Below are 22,813 nucleotides of genomic sequence, written 5' to 3' on the forward strand. Positions count from 1 at the left end.
AATCGAGAAAAAGTGAGGCAACTTTTTACAGATTGTCTCACTTTTTTTATTTTTTTACTTGACCCTCTCGTTACGTAAAGGTTTATGATAGATTTTGTCAGGAGGAATGAATGATGGAATATACAATTAAAAAAATGGCTTCACTATCTGGCGTCAGTGCACGGACGTTACGATATTATGATGAAATTGGTCTTCTTCAACCAGCCAGAATTAATTCTTCTGGTTATCGAATTTACGGGCAAGCCGAGGTGAATCGTTTGCAACAAATTCTTTTTTACCGTGAATTGGATCTGAAACTAGATGAAATTAAAGAAATTTTGGAGCAACCTGACTTTAATGTTGAACAGGCTTTATACGAGCATCAACAAAAACTATTGGAAAAGCGCAATGAAATTGATCGTCTTTTAGCCTCTGTTCAACAAACCTTACACCATTACAAAGGAGAGATAAACATGTCAGATCAGCAAAAATTCGAAGCATTCAAACAACAAAAAGTTCAAGAAAACGAAGAAAAATATGGTAAAGAGATTCGGGAAAAATATGGCAACGAAACGATTGAACAAGCCAACAAAAAATATTTAAACTTGACGGAAAAAGACATGCAAGCAATGCAGAACGTGGAAAAAGATTTATTTTCTAAGTTAGCCATGTATCAAAAATCACCCAAGTTGACTAGCCAACTTGCGCAAGAAATTTTCCAATTACACAAAGATTGGTTAATGTACTCTTGGTCAAGCTATTCGCCAGAAGCACACAAAGGGTTAGGCCTTATGTATGTTGGCGATGAACGATTTACGTCATATTATGAACAACACGGTGCTGGTTTTGCCGAAGCGTTAAACGCAATTATCCAAAACTACGCTTAAACAGAAAGTGCGCCATTAGTCTCTTCGACTGATGGCGCACTTTCTGTTTCTTCCAATAATTAACTAAAGCCTGTTTATCTTTTTTTCTTTTTCTTCTTTTTGTTTTTCTTCATCATACGATTCATGGCCATTTTACCTAGCTTGCCTTTAACGCCGCCACCTAGCATTTGATCCATACCAGGAATGTTCATATCCCCTTTGGACATTTGTTGCATCATTTTTTTGGATTCTTTAAATTGTTTAATCATACGATTGACTTCAACCACACTATTTCCTGAACCAGCTGCAATTCTGCGGCGGCGACTAGGATTTAATAGATCAGGATTTTCACGTTCTGCAGGGGTCATTGATAAGACCATCGCCCGTTTCCGTGCCACATCTTTTGGATCGACTTTGACATTTTCAATACCAGGCATGTTACTCATTCCAGGGATCATTTTTAATAAGTCTTCAATCGGTCCCATGCCCATAACTTGATCCAATTGCTCAATGAAATCGTTAAAGTCAAAACTGTTTTCTTTCATTTTTTGAGCAAGTTCTTCTGCTTTTTTCTCATCGTAATCTTGTTGCGCTTTTTCAATTAGCGTCAACATGTCCCCCATACCTAGGATACGACTCGACATACGATCGGGATGGAAAATTTCTAAATCGGTTAATTTTTCACCAGAACCGACAAATTTAATCGGAGCGCCCGTTACTGCCCGAATTGACAGCGCAGCCCCCCCACGAGTATCGCCGTCCATTTTGGTAATAACAACCCCAGTAATTCCAAGCTGTTCATTAAAACTATCTGCAACGTTGACAGCATCTTGCCCCGTCATCGCATCAACAACTAACAGAATTTCATTGGGATCAGCCAACTCTTTAATTTGTTTCAATTCGTCCATTAAAGCTTCGTCAATGTGTAAACGGCCGGCCGTATCAATTAAGACATAATCATTTTTCTTTTCTTTTGCTAATGCTAACCCTTGACGAACAATTTCCACTGGATTAGCATCTGTTCCCATATCAAAAACGGGAACTTCTAATTGTTGACCTAAAACCTTCAACTGATCAATCGCTGCTGGACGATAAACGTCACCAGCGATTAAAAGCGGACGAGCGTTTTCAGTTTTCATTAAGTGTTTTGCTAATTTACCAGTAAAAGTTGTTTTACCAGCCCCTTGTAACCCTGTCATCATAATCACTGTCGGGATTTTTGGAGATTTATTCAGTTCAACCGTTTCTGAACCTAACGTTTTCGTTAATTCTTCATCAACAATTTTTACAATTTGTTGGGCTGGTGATAAGCTTTCTAATACTTCGACTCCTACTGCCCGTTCTCTGACGCGTTTTGTGAAATCTTTGACCACTTGTAAATTAACGTCGGCTTCTAATAAAGCCAAACGGATTTCTCGCATCATTTCTTTTACGTCGGCTTCGGAAACTTTTCCCTTACGACGGATTTTACTCATTGCCTGTTGTAGGCGGTTTGTTAAACTCTCAAAAGCCATAGTTTCATTCCTCTATTTCTTGAATTTGTTCAATATATTTTTTGATTTCACTATCTTTGGGATAAGTTTCTTGAACATACTGCTGTAGTTGTTCAAGATATTCTTTCCGTACAACATAGTTTGAATAAAGATGTAACTTTTTTTCATATTCTTCTAAAATTTTTTCGGTTCGTTTAATGTTATCATAAACCGCTTGGCGACTAACCTCATATTCTTCCGCAATTTCTCCTAAAGAAAAGTCATCAGCATAGTAAAGCTCCATATAATTCATCTGCTTTTCCGTTAATAATGTCGAATAAAATTCAAATAACGCATTCATGCGGTTTGTTTTTTCCATTTCCATGAGCCGTGCTCCCATCTTCAATCCCTTATAGGTTACCGATTTCATAGGGAATAGTCAATCTTTTTTTACTAAGTTTTTACCTTTTAAAAAGAAATGTCTAAAAAGAAATGTCCGCAAGTTGCCATGTTTCTTCAGAATAAACGGTCATTCCTTGTTGAATAAAATAAGCAGTTGCGACTCCAACTCCAGCTTTTTTAATGCCAGAAAATTGTCCATCATAAATCAGCTGGCTGCCACAGCTGGGACTTTTTTCTTTCAAAATCAAGGTTGTAATTTGTTGGGCTTTTAATTTTTGATACGCGCGTTGTGCCCCTGCTTTAAATGCCTCAGTGACATCTTCCCCGTTATCCGTATATACATAAGCAGTATTCGCCCAAACATCGAAGCCGTCCCCGCCAATGATTTCTGCTGGCGGACGTGGAATGGGCAACTCTCCTAAAACTTCGGGACAAATCATTATTGCTTTTCCATTAGTTACAAGTTGTTTTAACGCTTCTTGTTCTTGAGATTTTCCATCGTAACGGCAACAAATCCCACCTAAGCAACTACTAATACCAATCATTCGCTTCTCCTCATTTCATTTCTCTATTATACCATGAGTTGACTTTTCTCAAAAGTAGCATTCTCGCTTACTTTAAAGTACGTTCTTCCTCTAAAAATATGTTAAACTAACAATAGTGAAATATACACTTATTTTCAGAAATTTCTTGAAGGAGTTATGTAAATGAAAAAAGTTCTTGTCGTCGATGATGAACCATCGATTTTAACTTTGTTAACCTTTAATTTGGAAAAAGAAGGCTATCAGGTGACTACTTCCGAAGATGGTAAAAACGGCTTCGAATTAGCTTTGTCTAATCAATATGATTTTATAATTTTAGATGTAATGCTTCCTGGTATGGATGGCTTAGAAATTACCAAAGCACTTCGTCGAGAAAAAATTGACACGCCTATTTTGATTTTAACTGCCAAAGATGAACAAGTAGATAAAATCATCGGCTTAGAAATTGGGGCAGATGATTATTTAACAAAACCTTTTAGTCCCAGAGAAGTCCTAGCACGCATGAAAGCTATTTTCCGTCGTTTAAAACCTACCACGACCGAAACGCTTCAAGAGGACACACCTAAAGCTCCGCTTGTGATTGGCGAGATTCGTGTGGATGAACAAAATTATGAAGTCTTTGTGCGCAATCAGCCCATTGAACTAACACCAAAAGAATTTGAATTACTCGTTTACTTCATGAAACGCAAAGATCGGGTCATTAATCGGGAAACCTTGTTGGAACGAATTTGGCAATATGACTTCGCTGGACAAAGTCGCATCGTCGATGTCCACATTAGTCATTTACGTGATAAAATCGAGCCTGATCCCAAACGGCCCGTTTACTTAGTAACTGTCCGTGGCTTTGGCTACCGTTTTCAGGAGCCAAAACGATGAAAAAGAGACTGCGGATTGAATATTTTTTAGTTGCGGCAGTCATGCTTTTATTATTTGTCGGGAGTATTGCAGCGACCAATTTTTTCTTTCAAAAAGAAATGGTTGCTCAGCAAGAAACCTATTTAAGAAGAAAAAATACCCTTTTAACAGACCAGTTGCCCCCTTCCGTTTTCGAAAAAGGGCAACTGACAAACCAACAACAACTCCTTGTCACCCATGCGTTAGATGATGCAGAAGAACGGGTAACTTTGTTGCAAAAAAATGGTACCGTCTTTTTTGACAGCAGCCAAAATGAACCGCTAGAGTCGCACAAAAAACGGCCTGAAATCGCTGCGGTTCTATCAGGAGCTACCTATGGTTCAGCTTTACGAAAGAGTAAAACGTTAAATAAAGAACTTCTGTACGTTGCCACGCCCGTTTTAAAATCAGGAGAAATCGTTGGCATTATTCGGATTTCGGAACAAACCGCGCTATTTTCTAAAAATATCCAATCTTTTCGTCGCTATATTATCTTTACATTTGGCATCTTGTTCCTACTAATTACCTTGTTTATCTTTTTATTGTTACGGCAAAAAAATCAACCGCTAGTGACTGTCTTACCGATTCTGAAACGAATGCTTAAACATCCAGATGAAAATCGATCCATTATCCAGCAATCTTCTGAATGGAATGAACTTTACGAAACTATTAACTTACTGAGTCAACAAGTAAGTCAAACGTATAAAGCGTATACGTCTGCGGATGAGCAATTTCACGAACTTTTAGATGAGCTGATGATTGGTGTCTTTATCATTGATACGCAAGGACGGCTTCGTCTGTTGAACCCTAAAATGCAGGAAATGTTAGGACTCTCTGCTAAAAATATGCAAAGCAATTATCTTGAAGTGATTCAAGACGCCGATTTGATTCATTTAATCCATCAAGTCGTCGCTGAAAAAAACAGTTTACATCAAGAAATTACTGTGACACAAGGACCAACACCTTTACGCTTAGATCTTTCTCTTCGTTACTTGGATGATCAAAGCGCCAATGATTATCAAGTGTTAGGAATTGCCTATGATTTAACGCGCGTTCGCCAACTAGAAAAAATGCAAAAAGATTTTGTATCAAATGTGTCTCATGAATTAAAAACGCCTGTCACTTCTCTTTTGGGCTTTACCGAGACACTCATAGATGGCGCCAAAGAAGATCCGGAAGTTCTTGATCAATTTTTGCACATCATGCAAAAAGATGCCCAGCGTCTGCAACAATTAATTCAAGAAATTTTAGAACTTTCTCGAGGCAGTGCAACAATTCCTTATGCGGAACAAGAAATTACTTTAGAAAAATTTATTACAGAAATTCTCAGCTCTTATCAGCAACAATTGGCAGCAAAACAGCTGAAAACAGTCGTTCATGGTCTGCCAGAGAGCCAGTTTTTCACCAAATACGAATTGTTTTATCCAATCGTGAAGAATCTAATTGAAAATGCCATTCAGTATTCCCAAGAAAATGGACAGATTACTATTTCTTATGCTATTGAAAATCAGCAATTACGTTTATCTGTTCAAGATACTGGCATTGGCATTAGTCAAAAAGACCAAGAACGGATCTTTGAACGGTTCTATCGTGTCGATAAAGCACGTAGCCGTCATTCTGGTGGCACCGGTCTAGGTCTAGCTATTGTCCAAAATTACACAGAATTATTAGGCGGTAAAATCGCCATTGATAGTCACTTAGGCTTAGGGACCACTTTTACAATCACCTTGCCTTTAACAAAAAAAGAAGCCTAAAAAAACTCAGCCAATCCTGTTTATTGGCTGAGTTTTTTTGTTTATTTTTCAGTTACTTTTCCATTTACATCACGTTCTACTTGCATGTCTGTGATGGCTAAATAACCTAAGTCTTTGACAATTGTCTTTTGAACATCATCGGTGACCATATAGTCTAAGAAGGCTTTTACTTCTTTATTAGGCTCCCCTTTTGTATACATATGTTCATAAGACCAGATTTTCCATGAATTGTCTTTCACGTGTTCTTCTTTTGGTTCAACACCATCAATGCTTAAGGCAACGGTGGAATCATCCATATAAGAAAAAGCTAAATAGCTGATTGCTCCTGGTGTTTGTTCAACAATTTTACGAACTGTTCCCGAAGAATCTTGTTCTTGTGATTGAACTGGTTTAGCTCCATCTAAGCCCCATTTTTCAAATGTTGCTCGGGTGCCACTTCCGTTTGCGCGGTTTATTACGACGATTTCTTGATCTTTGCCGCCCACTTCTTTCCAGTTTTTGACTTTGCCAGTAAAGACATCAATCAATTGTTGCTTTGTTAAATTCTTCACGCCGACTTCTTTGTTGACCACTGGTCCCATACCGACCACGGCCACCCGATGATCAACTAATTTAGAGGCATCCACGCCATCTTTCTCTTCGGCAAACACATCGGAATTTCCAATGGTCACTGCGCCATCTGCAACTTGCGAAAGTCCTGTTCCGCTGCCGCCACCTTGGACAGAAACTGTATAATTAGGATGTTCTTGTGTAAATTGATCTTTCGCAGCATCTACTAACGGTTGTAAAGCGGTGGAACCAACAGCGACAATTTTAACTGGTTTGTTACTATCCGCTTCGCTGGATTTTTCAGTTGTGCCTCCTTGAGCTCCGCACCCAGTTAATAATAACCCTAGACTCAGCATAGTTGCTGCAATTACACGTTTTTTCATCTTTGCACTTCCTTTTCAATTAGTTACAAGTTTAGTCTACCAAGACTCTGTTAATTCTGTTTCAATTAAATGTAAATAAAAGGTAAAGGTGTGTAAAGAATCTATAAAGGCTAGTGCGTTACGCGTTGTGTCGCCATGTAATGTGCAATTCGTTCCATGGCCGTTGTTAATTTATCCATATCGGACGCATAACTAATTCGGACGTATCCTTCTGCTTCTGGACCAAAAGAAATACCTGGAATCAACGCTACTGCTTCTTTTTGCGCTAAATCAATACAAAATTTCATAGAATCTTGTTCATAACCAGTAGGAATCTTAGCAAAAATATAAAAGGCGCCATTTGGACGCGCAACTTCAAACCCCAATTGAGTCATCTGTTCATAAACAAAATCGCGCCGTTTCCGATACTCTTCTTTCATAATTTCAGCATCATGCATTCCTTCGATTAGGGCACGAACAGCCGCTTTTTGAGACACAGTTGCAGCCGCAGTAACTAAATACTGATGAACTTTAATGATCTCCGCTGTTAAAATCGCTGGTGCAAAAATAAAGCCAATCCGCCAGCCTGTCATGGCATGTGATTTCGACAAACCGTTAATTAAAATCGTTTGGTCACGTAACATTTCAGCAATCGAAACATGACTCTCATCATAAGTTAACTCACTATAAATTTCATCGCTAATCACAAAAATGTCGTATTTTTTTAGAACATCAGCAATTGCTTGCAACTCTTGGCGGTTATAGGTGACACCAGTTGGGTTGCTAGGATAATTTAAAATAATTGCTTTGACTTGTTCCCCATGCTCGGCCATTGCCGCTTCAATCATTTCAGGGGTCAAGACAAAATCGTTGTCTCGTGTATCCAAATATACCGGCTCCGCCCCCGCCAATGTAATAATTGGTTCATACCCTGGGTAAATAGGTGCTGGCAATAGCACTTTGTCACCTTGTTCTAAAATTGCTAATAACGAAGCTGAAATCGCTTCTGTTGCTCCAACTGTTACTAAAATTTCTGTCGCAGGCTGGTAAGTCAAATGGTACTTTTCTTTCATAAAATAAGCGGCTGCTTCACGAACATCTAACAAACCAGACATCCCTGTATAATGAGAAAAATTCGCATCAATTGCTTCTTTGGCTGCTTTTTTGACATGCTCAGGTGTGTTAAAATCTGGCTCTCCTAGCGTTAATTTTAAAATACCTTCAATTCCTGAGACTTGTTCGTCAAATTGACGAATTAAAGAAACAGCAATTTTATTTACTTGACGATTAAAACGATTGGTTAAATCCATTTAGCTTCACTCCTTCAGTTGACGTTATAGTAGCACAAATTGACCGTAAAATGAATGATTTTCTCATTGTTTCGCTAGATTTTTATTATAAATATCTCAAAAAAACGACAGAGAAGAAAATAGGAGAACTTTGTCCTTTTCAACAAAGTTCTCCTATTTATTTATTTTTCGAAACGCCATGTCCGAATTTCAAACGGACGTAATGGTGCATCAACTTCTATCGCTGGTGTCAACGGTTCTTCTAATACATTTGTTAAACAAGTCGCTGGTTGTGTCTCTTTGTGAAGTTCACAAGGAATATTTTGCGCTGTTAGATTAAAGCCACGAACGACTAAATGATTTGTTTGCTCTTGACGTTTAACGGCTGTCCAACCAATTGGTCCTTCTGCCGTTGTCAAATAGACATGGTTCGGTGCTAGTTTACCTTCATGACGCGTAGTAGTAGCTGCAGTAAAAGGAATTTGTGCACTATAGGCTTGTTGATACGTAGCAAAGCGTTCTTCTGGTTTTCCATGCAATGACAAACCATATTTAAAGGTATATTCTCCTTGGCATTGTGCTTCTGGTGTCGCAAAATAGCCCCAATCACCTAGTTCGCCAACACAACGAATTAATGTGACCGCAATGGTTCCATCTGCCAATACTTCATACTCATTTAAGCCTTCATTGAAGATAGTCACGCCTTTATTTTGGTCATGAACATTCACAAACGCTTGTTGGTGCTGCGGGTTTGTTGGATTTTCCCATGCGTCGCTTACTTGATTTGGTCGTGTCACGACTTCATAAATACTATCCGCTTCGTGTGTTTCTGTGACCATGCCAGTTGGGAAAAGCACGCGTAAACGATGATCTTTGATTTGATTATTAATGGTTGTTTCAAAGAATAATTGGTTACTTTCTTTGATCATTGTAACCACTGTCGTTATTTCGAACGGGCGAAGCGTCGTTGAACGTTGTGCTTGGCGTTCTCTAAACTCACGAACAGCCTTTTGTTCTTCTTCTAATCGTTCATCTGCTGAAACTGGTAACATGACGGTTTGTTTAATTTGATAACTTGCTTTTACAGGGGAATTTTCTTTATTCGTAATTTCAGCCGTTACATTTTCGGTTGTAATTCCTTGGTCTTCGGTCGGTTTGAAAAAGATATATTCATTCCCAATGTCGCCAGTATCTTCAAATGTTAACAATTTTGAAAATGTTTCTCCTGTTTTTTTGTCAGCAATGGTTAAGCTACCATTGTTTTCAATTTTCACTTGAATAAATTCGTTTTCCATTTCATTTGTTGCTGGTTGAGCCAAAAGACTTCCTTCAAAAGCTTTCGTTTTTCCTTGAATCAATGCAAAGCTATCCCAAGAGAATGGCGCCATTTCTTTGACAGATAATTCGACCGTTAAGTATTTAGCCATGTACGGTTGACGGAAAGCATCTTTAGGTAAATCGTAACCAAAACGAACATCTTCTTTGACAATACGGCTTGCAACGGCTTTTCCAGTTGGATCAATCACTTGATAATCTGGGGTGGCTTTTTGTTTTAATTCATGATAAAGATCTTCAGGTTTTCCTGTATAAAATGGCAATCGTTCAATCTCCACTTCCACAGTGACAACCTCCGTTTTCTGATAGCCACTAGTATTAAATAAAACAAACGGGTGCGCTTTTTCTGGGAAAACACTTGTATCAATTGCTTCTGTTAATTGTCGTGTTGCTTCATCTGCTAAGAAATGCCCGACATCATTGGCATTTTCAAAGCGAGTCATCATGCCTCGGTGAACCTCGTCGACAGAACAGCCACAAATGCTATCGTGCGGATGGTTTTGAAGCAATGTTTTCCAAGCATAATCAAATTGGTCATGTGGGTAGTCGCCAGTTACTTCGTAAGCCATTGCTGCTAAAGGTTCTGCGATATTTTCTAATTGGCGTTGTACTTTTGTGTTCCACTGTTTTAAATAGACGCGAGCAGAAGAAGTATTGGCTAATGTGTACCAGCCATCCGTTTCTTGACTCGTTAATTCGCCTGTTACTGTTCCTAAATCTTCTGGTAACTCCTCTTGAACAGCTTTCAAATAGTCATCGAAATTGGAATGAATAAATTCATATTCTGGGAATAGTTCATTGGCTAAAGCGATGGCCTTAGTAATATCTCTTTGTACAGGTTGGTGGTCGACCCCATTCATCATCAATAAATGGTTTGTGGAAGCGTAACGTTCCACATCAGCCAATTTTTGTTTCCAAAAAGCGATTGCCGCTTCTTTTTCTGAAGGAATTTCGTTCCCGTTACTATACCAGTTCGCAAAAAGCAAGCCGAAAATTTTCGTTTGGTCAGGACCTTCCCACCACATTTCAGAATATTGTGAGCTATAGTCGCTTTCTAAGACTTGGTTATCAAAGCCAATCGGTTTCACCCCGCGTCCAAAGGCAGCCGCAGGCAGATTTGCTAATTGCATCATTTGAGGCGTTTGACCCATGTTACCAAATGTATCCGGGAAGTAACCTAATTGAACTGGTGCTCCCCATTTTTGACTTTCTAAATGCCCAATCAGCATGTTTCGAACATTGGATTCAGAGCTAATTAAAAAGTCATCTTGTAAAATATAAAATGGTCCGATTTTTAGTTTGCCTGCTTGGACAGCTTTTTTCACGGCTTCTTTTTTCTCTGGGCGAACTTGTAAATAGTCGTCTAAGATAATCGTTTGTCCATCTAAATGGAAACTGTTAAACTCTGGATCATTTTCAATTAAATCTAATACATTATCCACTAATTCAATTAAGCGCATATGATGTTCTTCATAAGGAAGATACCATTCACGATCCCAATGACTATGGGAAACAATATAGACTTTTTTCTTTGTCATCACTTTTCCTCCTATTTTTCCACTCGGATGTCAAAATAATCCATAACTAATTCACAAAACATCATATTAGCCCATGAAAACCATTCTCTTGTATAATTTTCAGGATTATCTACGTCAAAACCTTCATGCATCAAATGAGTCCCCGCATCTGTGGCAACTAATAAATCTAAAATTCGTTCTTTTTCAGCTTTATCTTTGGTTGTCATTCCTTCCATTGCTAAAGCAATCGGCCACACGTAATTTTCTGGTGTATGCGAGCTACCAATCCCTTTCGCGTATTTGCCTTCATAGAAGTAAGGATTTTCTTTACTTAATAAGGTTTGACGCGTTGTTAAATATTGTTCATCCTCTGTTGAACAATAACCCAGATAAGGGGCTGCTACTAAATTGGGAACATTACTGTCATCCATCACGCTTGCATTGCCTAAGCCATCCACTTCATACGCATAAATCGTTTCGTTATTTTGATTTTTTGTTCGTCCAAATGTTTGGATGCCTTCTTCAATCTCTTCTTGTAATTTTTTAGCAATCGCCACAATCGTAGCATCTTCTAAAACATCAGAGAAAATTTCTTGAATATAGCCTAAAATTACGACTGCAAACATATTAGAAGGAACTAAGTAACCATATTGGCAGGCATCATCACTAGGACGGAAGCCTGACCATGTCATCCCTGTTTTGCCGACTGGCGTTCCTTTCCCTGCTTCAACCAACGTATCTTCTTGACGCCACGTATCTCGTTCAAATAAATAAGGTGACTGTGCGTGATCTTGTTCTGTTGTAAAAACGTTGAGAATTTTTTTGACGCCTTCCACAAAATCTGAATTAAATTGTTCGGTCATCCCAGTATTTTTATAAAGTAAACAGGCTAATTGGACCGGGTAACATAATGAATCAATTTCATATTTCCGTTCCCAAATCCAGCCATTCATTTCGGTCTTATCAGTTTGATGGCCTGCATGATTATCTGTTTCATTAAACGCATTGGCATAAGGATCAATGCAAATATAACGAAACTGGCGCTTAACCAACCCAGCAATCATTTGAGCAAGATCTTCGTCTTCTTTCGCAATCACTAAATAGGGACGAACTTGCGCTGTTGAGTCTCTCAACCACATTGCTGGAATATCGCCTGTTAATAAAAAGGTAGTACCATCTTCTTGACGTTTCACTGTTGTTAATAAAGTATTGGCAAAGGCCGCCTGAAAGTTTTTTGCCCAATCTTGATGTGCTTCACCGCATTTTTCTGTAATTGTCTCCATAAATGTTGCTACGGATTTTGGAACTTCTGTATAAACCATTCTCGTCACCTCTTAAATTTGATATATCATTTAACAATTGAATTATAGCGTTTACATTTCACTTTGTCTAGTGATTTCGATCATTTTTTTCATTTTAAAACCAATTAATTTATGGTAAACTATAAATAAGATATATCTTATTGTGAGGTGAAATGAATGAAGCAACCATTATATCAACAAATTATTGATTATTTACAAAATGAAATTGATTCAGGGCGATTGCCTGTTGGAGCGCAAGTGCCTACCGAAAAAGAATTATCGGCTCAGTTTAACGTCAGTAGAATTACGTCCAAACGAGCGCTAACTGAGTTGGAAACGCAAGGCGTAATCCAACGTCACCAAGGAAAAGGAAGTTTTGTTCAAGCACCAAAGCACCCTCTCCATACCTCTTTAAATAAAGTTCTTTTTTTATTGCCTTTTGCAGACGATTTATCAGTAGGAAATTTCTATAGCGGTTTGGCCCCTACTATTCAAGCAGCTGGTTTAGAAGTCTTTATGACCTCGCCTAATTTTTTGAGAGAGAAAAATGCTGCGGACATTGTGAATGAGTTTGCCGGGCTTGTCTATTATGCTGCTACTAGTAATGACTATCTCGACTTACTGTTCGAGTTGGCTCTGATGAATTTTCCAGTCGTTGTCTTGGATAAAAAGATCCATGATTTGCCTTTTGCAACCATTCAATCAGACAACTTTGCTGGTGGTAAAACAGCAACCGAACGCTTAATTGGCTTAGGACATACGAAAATTGGATATATCCTTTCAGGAAGTCCAGCCCTACAATCCGTTCGGCAACGTTATTTAGGTTATCTCCAAGCTTTAAAAGAAGCCAATCTGGCATTTCATACAGCAATCACGGAAACCAATCTCTTAGATGAACACAACTTTAAACAGTGTTTTGAGGCGCACCAACTCACAGCCGTGGTCTGCGATAATGACTTCAGCGCGTTACATTGTTTACGAAACTGTAAAAACCTAGGTATTCATGTGCCAGAAGAATTATCGATTATTGGTTTTGACGATATTCAAGCAGCAGCATTTGTCGAACCTCCATTAACAACCATGGCGCAAGACTTTAAAGAAATGGGAAAACTAGCTGGCGAAGTGTTATTACAAACGATGCAACAAGACCTTCAAATCATAGAAGACATTCAAGTGCCTGTAACATTAATTGAAAGAGAAACCATTTCTACTGTTTCAAAATGAGCCAAAAAAGAAGGAACTATCAGTCAAATCACTGATAGTTCCTTCTTTTTATTCCTTAGTGCTAAACGTTTTGGTATCTACCTCTTTTTTAAACAACGCTTTTAATTCTTTGATAAAGTAGCGACCAATTGGACTGATTTCCCGATTTTTGGGAAAGAGTAAACAAATACGATTTTCCAAAGCTGGCGCCAATGGCACTAACCGAATTTCTTTCTTCGTAAAACCCGTTACGACTCCTGAACCAGAAGCATAAGCATTGGTTTCTACCAACAAATTCATCAAGGTTCCACGATCCGTAGTATGAATGACCGATTCCTGTTCAGGAATTTCAACTAAATCTTCAGAAAAATAGGAAAAATTGCTTCCTTCTTGATTAAAGCGAACTTGTGGATAGGGAACTAATTCCTCTAAATGAATTTCTTTTTGCTTGGCTAAAGGATGATGATTTCCTAAAAAAATGTGTGTATTAAAAGTACTAATTACCTCGTAGGCTAGATTAGCTTGTTCTAAATACCGTTCAATACTGACACTATTTTGTTCATTTAAATAAATAATCCCCAGCTCACTGTGAAATCCTTTGACGTCTTCAATTACTTTTAAGGTCGTGGTTTCAAAGACACGAAAATCTTTATATTGATCCCCATACTTTTTAAGAACTTTGGCAATTACCTCACCTAAAAAATCGTAATGTTGCGAAGAGATGGAGAATCGTTCGCTGGTCACTGTCTCGCGATAGCGATTTTCCAATAACTCCATTTGAACTAAGACTTTCTCTGCTTGTTCTAAAAAAACCATTCCTTCTTCTGTTAAAAAAGCGCCTTTATTAGTACGTAAAAAGAGGGAAATTCCTAGTTCTTCTTCTAATTCTCGAATACTATTTGACAAGCTAGGTTGTGTAATAAATAGTTTTTTGGCTGCTTCCCGAAAACTCCCATTGTTAGCTATGGCAGCAACATACTTCATTTGTTGAATATTCAACACTTTTTCCTCCACACACTAATCATTTGAAAAATAAATCTTACGCCCATTCAACGGCTGAAGGGGCCGATTGTTAAAGGCCAACATACCTTCCTTGATCTTATTTAAAAAGGCTTGATCCATTTTTTGAATGGTATCAAATACAAACCATTTCACTGGACCCTTAGTTGGCGGTGTTGTTAACGAGCCTACATAATGGTAGTGTAGACGCTCCTCTGGTAAAAAGATTGACGGATTAAACCATTGTTGGTGCGTGCCGTTTTCCCAGTCCATCGGATGATTCGCTTCTGAAAAACGATTTTCTTCCTCAGTGATGGTAAACAGGCAACCGACAACTAAATTTTCGCCAGCATCGTTCATATGAACCAAATGGAATTCTAGCGGATACTGCTTTCCCGATAGCAAATGTTCGCTAGGCATATGAAAATGAATATCGGTTAAATGATACGCAACATTTTCAAACATTACGTAACTTTCCGTATTTGGTGGTACAAAATGAAACGTATTTTTGAATTCCTTTTCAGTGAATTCTTCTTTTTTATAATGAAACGTAATCTGAGAATTTACTGTCTCAGCACTTTCTTTTTCTAAAGCAATTGGCGATTGATAAGCAAACTTAGCACCTTCTGCAAACCAGTCACATAGCGTATGCCAATGTTCCGGTCCATCGTTGCCTGTATAGCTCCATTCAACGTCCATATTTTTTATTTTTTTCATACACTCTTCCTTCATTTCCACATAGTAATCAGGTAAAACTCATGTTAAAACTCTATCCTAACATCTTTTCTACGTCAAACAAAAGAACTTAGATCATTACGCTCCTCGGCAAATGACCTAAGTTCTCCTACCGTTAAATCTGGTTACTGAAAATGACACTAAAAATCAGACGACAAGAACTATCTTTAGTTCAACGTTTATTTGCCCCAGTTTTCAGGATCTTTTTTCCATTCTTGTAATAAGGTAACATCTTTTTCTTCGATATAATTTGCTTCTAATGCAGCATCAATTAAAGTTGAATAATTGGTTAACGTTAGTAACGTCATCTGTTTATCTGCAAAATTTACCGTTCCTTTGGGTAACTCATAAGTGAAGATTGCCGCAACGCCTAAAACCGTTGCTCCTTCACGTTCCGCCGCTTCTGCCGCTTCTAACACGCTACCGCCGGTTGAAATTAAATCCTCGATAACTACCATTTTTTGTCCTTCAGAAATTCGGCCTTCAATTTGATTCCCTTTGCCGTGGTCTTTGGCTTTACTGCGGATATAAACCATTGGTAATCCTAAAATATCGGCTACCCATGCCGCATGTGGAATCCCTGCGGTAGCTGTCCCAGCAATCACTTCGACTTCTGGGAAAGTCTCTTTAATTTTTGCCGCTAAGCCTTCTGCAATTTCTTTACGCACAGCAGGATAACTCATCGTGATACGGTTATCACAATAAATCGGGCTTTTTATGCCACTAGCCCAGGTAAACGGCTCATTAGGGTTTAAAAATACCGCTTCAATATCTAATAAATCTTTGGCAATCTTTTTTGCTACTTTTGTCATGTTACTTTCCGCTCCAGTCTTTTTTGATTTCTTGATAGGCTTCATAAGGATTTTCTGCTTGGGTAATAGGTCGGCCAACAACGATATATGTGGACCCGATTTCGCGAGCATGTTGCGGCGTAACGACCCGTTGCTGGTCACCTACCGCACTTCCCGCTGGGCGAATACCAGGTGTTAAGCAAATAAACGTCTGCTTGGTTGCTTCTTGAATACCACGTGCTTCTAAGGCCGAGCAAACCACTCCATCCAGACCCGCTTTTTCCGCACATTTAGCATAATGAATGACACTTGTCTCTAAAGAAACGTTGATTAATTGATCGTGGTGCATCTCTTCTTCACTAGTAGAAGTCAACTGGGTTACAGCAATTAACTCAGGAACCTTAGCGCCTGGCTGAGTCCCTTTGATTAGACCTTCCTTAGCTGTTTGCATCATTCGAACGCCCCCTGCTGCATGGACATTGGTAATGGCAACGCCTAATTTTGCTAAATTTGTCATCGCTTTTTCCACAGTATTCGGAATATCATGTAATTTTAAATCCAAGAAAACATCATGTCCTTGTTCTTTAAGCCAGCGAACAATCGCTGGTCCTTCTGCGTAAAAAAGTTCCATCCCCACTTTAACAAACAAGGCTTCTTCCTTAGGAAATTTTTCTAAAAAAACAGCCACTTCTTTTTGCGTGGGAAAATCTAACGCAATAATTGGTCTATCGTGCATTTTGCTGCCCCTCTCTCACTTCTTTAATTAATTGTTCCAACGATTCAATACCTAACTCTTCCATTCGCTTAGGTAATCCGTCAATCAACTTCGGACAAATATATGGATCTGTAAAGTTGGCCGTACCAACACCGACAGCGCTAGCACCTGCCATGAACATTTCCAAGACATCATCCACTGTTTGAACACCGCCCATTCCAATAATTGGCAACTGAGAAACACTGGCGACTTGTCGGATTAAGCGAATAGCAACAGGTTTAATGGCTGGGCCAGATAGTCCGCCAGTTTGATTGGCTAAAATAGGTTTTCTCGTTTTTAAATCAATGCGCATCCCTAGCAATGTATTAATCATAGAAAAACCGTCTGCGCCCCCTGCTTCAATTGCTTGGGCGATTAGCACAATGTCCGTTACGTTTGGTGATAGTTTAACATAAATCGGAACAGAGGCGACTTTTTTGACTGCTTGTGTTAATTGAAAAGCAACCTCTGGATCTGTACCAAAAGCTATGCCGCCATGTTTCACATTGGGACAGGAAATATTCAGTTCAATTGCTTTGACGTTAGGCGCTTGCCCAATTTTTGCGCAAACAGCCACATAGTCCTCTTCGCAAGCACCTGCAACATTTGCAATAATCGGTAAGTTAGGGTATTTTTCTAATTTTGGTAATTTTTCTTGCATAACCACGTCTAAGCCTGGATTCTGCAATCCAATGGCATTTAGCATACCACTAGGTGTTTCAGCTACACGTGGTGTGGGATTTCCATATCGTGCTTGGGGGGTTGTTGCCTTAATCATAATTGAACCTAATTGATCAAGGTCATAATAGTTAGCATATTCTTCCCCGAACCCAAAGCAACCACTGGCGGGAATAATTGGATTTTTTAATGTTAAACCTGGAATTGAAACAGCTAAAGGATTTTTCATCATAAGATAACCTCACTTGCTTTAAAAATCGGACCTTCATCACAGACCTTGACACTTTTTGCTCCAGTAGTGTCTCCTTTTTTATGGCAAACGCAGGCATAGCAAGCCCCAATTCCACAGGCCATCCGTTCTTCTAAAGAAAGGTAAACGTGTGGATGTGTTGGAAATAAAGAATCAATTGCTTTTAACATACCATTCGCACCACAAGCATAAACTGCATCAGGGATCCGTCCTTTTGCTAACGCTTCTGACAATAAACGGCCCACGTTGCCATGAGCGCCAAACGAGCCGTCATCTGTGGCAAAATGTGTTTCTCCTAATGCCATAAATTCTTGTTGGTAATAAGCAACCTCTTTTGATGCATAACCAAGAAAATGAATCACTTTCACGCCTTTTTCATTGAGTTGTTTTGATAATTCATACAATGGGGGAATCCCGATTCCTCCGCCAACGATAAAAGCAGTTTGACCAGCTGCTACGGTAGTTATATCAAAGCCGTTTCCTAAAGGACCTAAAATATCTAATTGTTCACCAGCCTTCATGGTGGCAAACACTTCCGTTCCAGCGCCTTCGACTCGATAAATCAAACGACAGGTTTCGTTCGAATGATCAATTTGGTTGATGCTAATCGGTCGCCGCAAAAGTAAATCTGCACGCGGAACCTTGATATGCACAAACTGTCCAGGTCGTGTCATCTCTTTCACTAACTCGCCTTGTAAGTCTAACTGATAAATCCGTGGCGCTAACTGTTTTTGAGCTACAATGGTCATCATTTCTTGCTTTCTCTGCATCAGTATCCTTCACTCCTTTATTCTCTGATTCCCCTATAAATGATTTTCTATTTCTTCGTAAAAGAATCTGGAACAGTCCTCCTCAGACGATTGTTCCAGATTTTTGCTTAAATGGCTTCTGTCGTAAAGGCTCTTGATTCTAAAACTTTTAAAATCGCATTCGCTGTGTCAAGTGAGGTAAACAATGGAATCCCATGTTCGACTGCTTCCCGACGGATTGAAAACCCATCTTGGTTGGCACTGGAACGATTTTTATCCATGGTATTGATTACCACTTGTGCATTCCCATTACGAATGACATCCAGCACGGTTTCCCCTTCAGGATTAGAAATTTTCGTCACTTTCTTAACAGGCAACTGATGCTTCGCTAAAAAGTCAGCGGTTCCTTCCGTTGCGACTAAACTATAGCCAATTGCTGAAAAACGCTTAGCAATTTCTAACGCCTCTTCTTTTGTTTCATCAGCAATGGTGAAAAGTACAGCTCCATAACTTGGCAAATGCAAGCCAGATGCTTCAAAGGCTTTATACAAGGCTTTTTCTAAATAATAATCACTACCCATAACTTCCCCAGTTGATTTCATTTCAGGCCCTAAGTACGTATCTACTTTTTGTAGTTTCGTAAAGGAGAACACAGGGGCTTTCACATGAACTTGTTTACTTTCAGGGTATAATCCATCTTGATATCCTAGGTCAGTCAGTTTCTCACCAAGAATCGCTTTTGTAGCAACTTGGGCCATCGGAATCCCTGTGATTTTACTTAAGAAAGGAACTGTTCGACTCGCACGAGGATTCACTTCAATCACATAAACACGATTTTCATGAATAACAAATTGAATATTCATCATGCCTACACAGTTTAAACCAAGTGCTAGTTTTTTTGTATAATCGGCAATTGTTGCCTGAATTTCTTGAGAAAGATACTGCGGTGGATAAACCGCCATTGAATCGCCAGAATGAACGCCAGCTCGTTCAATATGTTCCATAATCCCTGGAATTAGTACTGTTTCACCATCACAAATGGCATCAACTTCACATTCTTGTCCCAATAAATAGCTATCAACCAAGACAGGATGTTCTGGAGAAGCTTTGACTGCATGTCGCATATAATCTTCCAAATCCTTTTGATTTTCGACAATTTCCATTGCACGACCACCTAAAACATAACTTGGACGCACTAAAACGGGATAGCCGATACGATCAGCAATCACGACTGCTTCTTCTGCACTTGTGGCCGTATCTCCTGGTGGTTGAGGAATCTCTAACTCTTGCAAAGCTTGTTCAAATAAATCACGATTTTCCGCACGATCTAAATCTTCAATCGTTGTTCCAAGAATTTTAACGCCTTGTTTTGTGAGCGGCTCAGCTAAATTAATCGCTGTTTGTCCACCAAATTGGACGATCACGCCAATCGGATTTTCTAAATCAATCACATTCATGACATCTTCTAAAGTTAATGGCTCAAAGTATAATTTATCAGAAACAGAGAAATCTGTTGAAACTGTTTCAGGATTACTATTCATAATAATTGCTTCATAACCAGCCGCTTGGATTGCTTTGACAGAATGAACGGTTGCATAATCAAACTCGACCCCTTGACCAATGCGAATGGGACCAGAACCTAATACTAGTACAGAAGGCTTTTTCGAAACATTGCTTTCGTTTTCCACTTCATACGTGCTATAAAAATAAGGCGTATGTGATTCAAACTCTGCAGCACACGTATCCACCATTTTATAGACGGGCACAATTTGATTGGCTCTGCGGAAGTCAGCGATGGCTTGTTCTGTTTGTCCCCAAAGTGCCGCAATTTTCCGATCAGAAAAACCATTTTGTTTGGCTTCTTTCAAGGCAACTACGTTGTCCGCGTGGCTTTCAAGGGTCGTTTCAATTTCGATAATGTGTAAAAGTTTATCCAAGAAGAATAAATCAATTTTCGTTAAACTTTGTAATTCTTCGATGCTATATCCTCTCCGAATGGCTTCTGATAAGTAGAACAATCGATCATCTTGCGCATGGACCATTTTCTTCGTTAATTCTAAATCACTGACATGACTTAGTTCTGCTAACTCGTTGTGATAAGCACCAATTTCTAAAGAACGAACTGCTTTTAATAAGGATTCTTCAATGTTGCGGCCAATTGCCATGACTTCCCCGGTTGCTTTCATTTGCGTTCCTAGTTCTCGAGCACCTTTTTCAAATTTGTCAAAAGGCCAACGAGGAATTTTGGAAACAACATAGTCCAAAGCCGGTTCAAATTCGGCATAAGTGGTTCCAGTAACTGGATTTTTCATTTCATCTAATGTTAAACCAACAGCAATTTTTGCAGCTAACTTCGCAATGGGATACCCTGTGGCTTTACTAGCAAGTGCAGATGAGCGAGAAACACGAGGATTAACTTCAATCACATAATAATTAAAGCTATGCGGATCCAAAGCTAATTGAACATTACAGCCACCTTCAATTTTTAATGCACGAATAATTTTCAAAGACGCATCTCGCAACATTTGGTATTCATAATCTGATAAGGTTTGACTCGGAGCAAAAACAATCGAATCCCCAGTGTGAATACCGACAGGATCAAAGTTTTCCATGTTACAAACCACAATCGCATTATCAGCCGAATCACGCATCACTTCATATTCAATTTCTTTAAAACCAGCAATACTTTTTTCAATTAAACATTGTGTAACTGGTGATAATTTCAGACCGTTTTCGGCAATCTGACGGAGTTCTTCTTCCGTATCACACATGCCGCCGCCTGTTCCACCTAAAGTAAATGCGGGACGAACGATAATTGGATAGCCAATTCGTTTGGCAAAAGCCACGGCTTGTTCCACCGTATTGACAATTTCACTTTCTGGAATCGGTTGTTCTAATTCTTCCATCAATTGTTTAAATAAATCACGGTCTTCCGCTTGGTCAATCGCACTGAGCTTTGTTCCTAGCAATTCTACATTTAGCTCATCTAAAATTCCTGATTCCGATAATTCCATCGCCATATTTAATCCAGTTTGACCACCTAATGTTGGTAGAAGAGCATCAGGACGTTCTTTTCGCAAAATTCTTGAAACAAATTCTAAAGTAATCGGTTCGATATAAACATGATCCGCGATTTCCTTATCGGTCATGATAGTCGCTGGATTTGAGTTTACTAAGACAACTTCATACTCTTCTTCTTTTAGCGCTAAACAGGCTTGTGTGCCTGCATAGTCAAATTCTGCTGCTTGTCCAATAATGATTGGTCCTGAACCAATCACCATGATTTTCTTGATGTCCGTTCGTTTTGGCATTAGTTTTGCTCCTTCCATGCATCCATTAATTCCATAAATTCGTCAAATAAATGAAGACCATCGTGCGGTCCTGGAGCCGCATCTGGGTGATATTGCACAGTAAAAGCTGGATAATCTCGATGACGCACGCCTTCAACCGTTCCATCATTGACTTCCACGTGGGTCACAAGTAATTTTTCTGGATCAATTGTTGCTTCATCTACGGCATATCCGTGATTTTGTGAAGTGAAATCAATGCGTCCTGTTGCAATTTCTCGTACAGGATGATTCAAACCGCGATGTCCAAACTTCATCTTATACGTATCCGCACCATTTGCTAATGAAAATAACTGATGACCTAAGCAGATGCCGAAAATTGGAACTTTTCCTTGGATTGCTTGAATCATTTCAATAGCTTCAGGCACATCTTTGGGATCTCCAGGCCCATTTGTCAACATGACACCATCGGGACTTAATTCTAAAATCTCTTCGGCCGTTGTATTATAAGGCAACACGGTTAAGTTGCATTGCCGTTTTGATAATTCTCGCAAAATACTATGTTTCAACCCGAAATCAACGACGACTACATTACGCCCAATACCTGGACTCGGATAAGGTTTAGTAGTGGAGACTTGTGCCACTTGATTTTTCGGCATGACCGTCGCTTTTAGTTGATCAAATGCATGCGGCAAATCATCCACGGCATCAATGATGCTCCCTTTCATTGTTCCAGCTGATCGTAACTTACGAGTCAGCGCACGCGTATCAATTCCTGAAATTCCCGGAATCCCTTTGCGCTTTAAAAATTCATCCAAGGTCATTTGTTGACGCCAATTTGAAGCAACCCGCGCATGCTCTTTAACAATGACACCTTTACAGGTTGGTGCAATGGATTCATAATCATCTCGGTTGACCCCGTAATTTCCAACTAATGGATACGTAAAAGTAATCATTTGTCCATTAAAACTTTGGTCAGTAATTGCTTCTTGGTAACCTGTCATGCCAGTAGTAAAAACAACTTCTCCTACTACATTGCCTTCTGCACCAAACGCTTTTCCTTCAAATACTGTTCCGTCTTCTAAAATCAATAACCTTTTCAAAC

At 39.1% G+C, this 22,813-nt stretch carries 19 protein-coding genes; 4 read left to right on the forward strand and 15 right to left on the reverse strand.

Features of this window, described 5'->3' with window-relative positions; all coding sequences use genetic code 11:
- Positions 1 to 110: 110 nt before the first annotated feature.
- Complete coding sequence (locus IGL23_RS07170) at positions 111 to 866, forward strand: MerR family transcriptional regulator (protein WP_002357431.1); 756 nt, start codon at positions 111 to 113, stop codon at positions 864 to 866.
- 74 nt (positions 867 to 940) lie between these two features.
- On the opposite strand, the gene ffh is transcribed toward IGL23_RS07170, so the two are convergent.
- The 3 genes from ffh to IGL23_RS07185 form a co-directional block, all read right to left on the reverse strand.
- Complete coding sequence (ffh, locus tag IGL23_RS07175) at positions 941 to 2,359, reverse strand: signal recognition particle protein (protein WP_002361897.1); 1,419 nt, start codon at positions 2,357 to 2,359, stop codon at positions 941 to 943.
- 4 nt (positions 2,360 to 2,363) lie between these two features.
- Positions 2,364 to 2,702 (reverse strand): putative DNA-binding protein, encoded by a 339-nt coding sequence (locus IGL23_RS07180; protein ID WP_002357429.1) that lies wholly within the window; start codon positions 2,700 to 2,702, stop codon positions 2,364 to 2,366.
- A gap of 97 nt (positions 2,703 to 2,799) precedes the next feature.
- Positions 2,800 to 3,264 carry a DUF523 domain-containing protein gene (locus tag IGL23_RS07185; RefSeq protein WP_002364031.1) on the reverse strand — a complete coding sequence of 155 codons (465 nt, stop codon included), beginning with the start codon at positions 3,262 to 3,264 and terminating at the stop codon, positions 2,800 to 2,802.
- Positions 3,265 to 3,426: 162 nt separating this feature from the next.
- Between IGL23_RS07185 and IGL23_RS07190 the strand changes: the two genes are divergently transcribed.
- Together IGL23_RS07190 and pnpS are read left to right on the forward strand one after the other, a co-directional pair.
- Positions 3,427 to 4,137 (forward strand): response regulator transcription factor, encoded by a 711-nt coding sequence (locus tag IGL23_RS07190; protein WP_002357427.1) that lies wholly within the window; start codon positions 3,427 to 3,429, stop codon positions 4,135 to 4,137.
- Positions 4,134 to 5,909, forward strand: a complete 1,776-nt coding sequence (gene pnpS, locus IGL23_RS07195) for a two-component system histidine kinase PnpS (protein ID WP_033594782.1) — start codon at positions 4,134 to 4,136, stop codon at positions 5,907 to 5,909. Before IGL23_RS07190 ends, pnpS begins: the two co-directional genes overlap by 4 nt.
- A 41-nt stretch (positions 5,910 to 5,950) precedes the next feature.
- Here pnpS and IGL23_RS07200 read toward each other — a convergent pair whose 3' ends face one another.
- The 4 genes from IGL23_RS07200 to IGL23_RS07215 all read right to left on the reverse strand — a co-directional run bounded on the left by IGL23_RS07200 (position 5,951) and on the right by IGL23_RS07215 (position 12,283).
- Complete coding sequence (locus IGL23_RS07200) at positions 5,951 to 6,841, reverse strand: phosphate ABC transporter substrate-binding protein PstS family protein (protein ID WP_002357425.1); 891 nt, start codon at positions 6,839 to 6,841, stop codon at positions 5,951 to 5,953.
- Positions 6,842 to 6,951: 110 nt separating this feature from the next.
- Positions 6,952 to 8,130 carry a pyridoxal phosphate-dependent aminotransferase gene (locus IGL23_RS07205; RefSeq protein ID WP_002365726.1) on the reverse strand — a complete coding sequence of 393 codons (1,179 nt, stop codon included), beginning with the start codon at positions 8,128 to 8,130 and terminating at the stop codon, positions 6,952 to 6,954.
- Positions 8,131 to 8,291: 161 nt separating this feature from the next.
- Positions 8,292 to 10,982: an alpha-mannosidase gene (locus IGL23_RS07210; protein ID WP_002384461.1), complete on the reverse strand. Its 2,691-nt coding sequence runs from the start codon at positions 10,980 to 10,982 to the stop codon at positions 8,292 to 8,294.
- Between the two features lie 11 nt (positions 10,983 to 10,993).
- On the reverse strand, positions 10,994 to 12,283 hold the full coding sequence (locus IGL23_RS07215; RefSeq protein WP_033594783.1) for a glycoside hydrolase family 125 protein: 1,290 nt from the start codon (positions 12,281 to 12,283) through the stop codon (positions 10,994 to 10,996).
- A 156-nt stretch (positions 12,284 to 12,439) separates the two neighbouring features.
- On the opposite strand from IGL23_RS07215, the gene IGL23_RS07220 reads away from it, so the two are divergent.
- Complete coding sequence (locus IGL23_RS07220; protein ID WP_033594784.1) at positions 12,440 to 13,486, forward strand: GntR family transcriptional regulator; 1,047 nt, start codon at positions 12,440 to 12,442, stop codon at positions 13,484 to 13,486.
- A 48-nt stretch (positions 13,487 to 13,534) separates the two neighbouring features.
- Here IGL23_RS07220 and IGL23_RS07225 read toward each other — a convergent pair whose 3' ends face one another.
- The 8 genes from IGL23_RS07225 to IGL23_RS07260 form a co-directional block, all read right to left on the reverse strand.
- Complete coding sequence (locus IGL23_RS07225) at positions 13,535 to 14,464, reverse strand: LysR family transcriptional regulator (protein ID WP_002361904.1); 930 nt, start codon at positions 14,462 to 14,464, stop codon at positions 13,535 to 13,537.
- Between the two features lie 18 nt (positions 14,465 to 14,482).
- Positions 14,483 to 15,196, reverse strand: a complete 714-nt coding sequence (locus tag IGL23_RS07230) for a carbonic anhydrase (protein WP_002382382.1) — start codon at positions 15,194 to 15,196, stop codon at positions 14,483 to 14,485.
- A 182-nt stretch (positions 15,197 to 15,378) separates the two neighbouring features.
- Positions 15,379 to 16,011 (reverse strand): orotate phosphoribosyltransferase, encoded by a 633-nt coding sequence (pyrE, locus tag IGL23_RS07235; RefSeq protein WP_033594785.1) that lies wholly within the window; start codon positions 16,009 to 16,011, stop codon positions 15,379 to 15,381.
- A 1-nt stretch (position 16,012) separates the two neighbouring features.
- Positions 16,013 to 16,726 (reverse strand): orotidine-5'-phosphate decarboxylase, encoded by a 714-nt coding sequence (pyrF, locus tag IGL23_RS07240; RefSeq protein ID WP_033594786.1) that lies wholly within the window; start codon positions 16,724 to 16,726, stop codon positions 16,013 to 16,015.
- Complete coding sequence (locus IGL23_RS07245) at positions 16,716 to 17,654, reverse strand: dihydroorotate dehydrogenase (RefSeq protein WP_033594787.1); 939 nt, start codon at positions 17,652 to 17,654, stop codon at positions 16,716 to 16,718. Before IGL23_RS07245 ends, pyrF begins: the two co-directional genes overlap by 11 nt.
- Complete coding sequence (locus tag IGL23_RS07250; protein WP_002365731.1) at positions 17,651 to 18,442, reverse strand: dihydroorotate dehydrogenase electron transfer subunit; 792 nt, start codon at positions 18,440 to 18,442, stop codon at positions 17,651 to 17,653. The genes IGL23_RS07245 and IGL23_RS07250 overlap by 4 nt, the downstream gene beginning before the upstream one ends.
- Positions 18,443 to 18,549: 107 nt before the next feature.
- Positions 18,550 to 21,732 carry a carbamoyl-phosphate synthase large subunit gene (gene carB / locus IGL23_RS07255; protein WP_033594788.1) on the reverse strand — a complete coding sequence of 1,061 codons (3,183 nt, stop codon included), beginning with the start codon at positions 21,730 to 21,732 and terminating at the stop codon, positions 18,550 to 18,552.
- A complete protein-coding gene (locus IGL23_RS07260; RefSeq protein WP_002360175.1) occupies positions 21,732 to 22,811 on the reverse strand; it encodes a carbamoyl phosphate synthase small subunit in 1,080 nt (359 codons plus the stop codon). The genes carB and IGL23_RS07260 overlap by 1 nt, the downstream gene beginning before the upstream one ends.
- Positions 22,812 to 22,813: the final 2 nt, after the last annotated feature.

The organism is Enterococcus sp. MSG3299 (assembly GCF_050555765.1).
Classification (GTDB): Bacteria; Bacillota; Bacilli; order Lactobacillales; family Enterococcaceae; genus Enterococcus; species Enterococcus faecalis.